The sequence below is a fragment of the Hymenobacter agri genome (assembly GCF_054778495.1).
In genome coordinates this window covers 1-2,654 of sequence record NZ_BAAGZM010000584.1, presented here as the reverse complement: position 1 = coordinate 2,654, position 2,654 = coordinate 1, and the positions used below count along the sequence as shown (strand labels likewise).

The 2,654-nt window shown below is 62.2% G+C and carries 2 protein-coding genes and 1 pseudogene; all 3 read right to left on the bottom strand.

Features of this window, described 5'->3' with window-relative positions; translation table 11 throughout:
• Window positions 1–997: MBL fold metallo-hydrolase (locus ACYVDE_RS19745; protein WP_460503252.1), on the bottom strand; the 997-nt coding region annotated here is incomplete at its 3' end.
• Window positions 998–1,059: 62 nt separating this feature from the next.
• Window positions 1,060–1,749, bottom strand: a complete 690-nt coding sequence (locus ACYVDE_RS19740; protein WP_460503251.1) for a Rossmann-fold NAD(P)-binding domain-containing protein — start codon at window positions 1,747–1,749, stop codon at window positions 1,060–1,062.
• Window positions 1,750–1,926: 177 nt separating this feature from the next.
• A pseudogene (locus tag ACYVDE_RS19735) lies at window positions 1,927–2,654 on the bottom strand (VWA domain-containing protein); the annotation flags it as partial.

Here is a 2,654-nt window from a genome sequence, read left to right as displayed (position 1 = left end):
CGGTGGCGCGCTGCACCGGCTCATTCCAGGGGTGCAAGCTCTCGGTGAAGGCACCCCAGTGCACGGGCAGCATCACGGCGGCGCGCACGTCGCGGGCGGCCTGCACGCTCTGCTCGGGCTTCATGTGGATTTCGGCCCAGCCCTCGTTGTATTGTCCGCACTCCACCACGGCCAAATCGAACGGCCCAAACTGCCGGCCGATGGCGGCAAAATGCGGCCCGTAGCCGCCGTCGCCGGTGTAGAACACGCGCTTGCTGGCCCCCTGCACCACCCATGAACACCACAGCGTGGAGTTGCGGTTGGTGAGGCCGCGGCCCGAAAAGTGGCGGCTGGGTGTGCAGCGCAACTTGATGTTGGGCAGCTGCACACTGTCGCCCCAGTTCATTTCGGTGATGCGGTTGCGCGGCACGCCCCAGGCCCGCAGGTGCACGCCAATGCCCAGCGGCACGTAAAACTGTCCCACCTTGTCCTTGATTTTCTCGATGGTTTCGTAGTCGAGGTGGTCGTAGTGGTCGTGCGAAATGAGCACGGCCGCGATATAAGGCAGCTTTTCGGGCGTGATGGCCAGTTCGGGGTTGTAGCGCTTGGGCGTCACCCAACTCACGGGGCCCATCTTCACGCTCAGCATGGGGTCGAGCAGGATGTTCTGGCCCGAGATTTCGAGCAGGCTGGCCGAGTGGCCAAACCACGTAATGCGCAGCAGCTCGGGCGTTTTACGAATGATGGCCAGCGAATCGAGCGGGCGTTGCGGCAGCGGGCCGGGCGGGGCGGCCTGCGGCGACTTATGAAACAGAAAATTCCACATCACGCCCACTGTGCTGCCGCCCGTGAGCTCGCGGGTGGGCAGCAGGTTCACGAATTTGCCGCCTTGGTAATGGCCCGATTTGGCATAAGCCGCCTTTTCGAGCCGCGTGGGCGTGCCGCCCAGCTGCGGGCTTAGATTGGTGAAGGCCACCACTGCCAGTAGCAGGGCGCCGAGAATGCCGCCGGTTGTCACAAGAAATTTCTTTACTGATTCACGCATACTGTTCAGGCGAAAAGACGCCGCTGCCGACTATTTTACTCCGCCGGCTGATTTGAGCTGATAACCGATTTAGCCCGGGCCAGGGCCACAATGTCGCGCACCTCAAGCACGGGCTTGGAGTAGCCAAAATCGGCCGCGTGTATCACGGCCCGGCCTACCTCCTGCATGGTGCTCACGAACTGCGGGGCCAGCTTGCGCGCCACCGGATAGAGCCAGGCAATGGCCGGATACCACTTCAGAATATTGCGCTGGCCTTCCGTGGCTTTCATAAAGCCCGGCCGGAACATATAGGCCGCCCGGAAGGGCAGGGTCAGCAGTTCGGTTTCAGTACGGGCCTTCACCTGGGCCCAATGCTGGCCGCTGGCCGCCGAAGTGCCCGAGCCCGATACGTAAATGAACGTTAGCTCCGGGTTGAGGCGGGCCAGGGTGGCGCCCACGGCCAGCGTCAGGTCGTGCGTGATGCGCTCATATTCTTCCTTCGAAACCCCCACCGACGAAATGCCCGCGCAGAAAAAGCAGGCGTTGTAGCCTGTGAGCTGGTTTTCCACGGCGCTGAGGTCGGCCAGGTCGGGTACCAGCAGCTCGCTCATTTTGGCGTGGCTGCGGCCCGTGGGCTTGCGCGTGAGCACCAGCACGTGCTCCACGGTGGGGTTTTGCAGGCATTCGAGCAGAACGCCCTCGCCCACCATGCCGGTGGCGCCGGTAAGGATAACTCGTAGTTTCATATGGCTTGCGGTAAAGTAGGAGCGGGGACGAATGAGCGACGTTTCTGCTTTACGAATTGGCCAACAGAACGGTGTAGAGACGCAATATTTTGCGTCTCGTCGTTGATGTTGTTGTTATAACTGCGCGGTTTATCGCGGTCCCGACCGTTCAACGACGAGACGCAAAATATTGCGTCTCTACACGCTGCCCGAATACTTCCGCACGGCCCACTCCACCGCCAGGAAGCCTACAAGCACGAAGAAAATCCACTTCAGATTAATCAGGTCCTTTAAGTCTTCTTCGGCCGTAATTACCGGCTTGTAGTTGGCTTTCAGAATGTCTTGGGCCAGCTTGTCGAGCTGCGCCGGGTAATACAGCCGCGAGCCGCTGCGGCGCGACAGCTGGGCCAGCAGGTTGTGGTCGGCTTTCGATTCGAGCGCTTCGAGCGGCTGGGCCTGCACCAGCAGCTCGCCGGCATGCTGCTGGGCCTGGCCGCCGAGGGTAGCGCGCGCCTGGTACTTGTAGAGGCCGGCTGGCAGTGGCCCCAAGTGCAGCGGCGAGCCGTCTTCGGCGTTGGCGAACGAGAAGCGGCGGGTTTGTTGCTTGCTGTCGGTCAGGGTCAGGTCGATTTTCTGGTTGTAGAGGCGTTCAAACACCGCGTTGTAGGTTTCGGCGCCCAGCGTCACATCGTCCTGGGTGCCGAAGGCGTCCTGCGTGGGATACACATCGAGACGCTTTTTGTTGGCATTCAGGGTGAGCAGCTGCAGGGTGCGGATGATGAGGCGGTCGTATGCCTCGGGGCGGTCGTCGTGTTCCACGGCCTCGCTCAGGCGCCACTGCCAGCTGCCATCGGTGAGCAGCGTGGCCTGGCGGCGGTCCTGCGGGCCGCCAAACACCAGCAGCGGCTTCTGGGTGGCCACGCGGC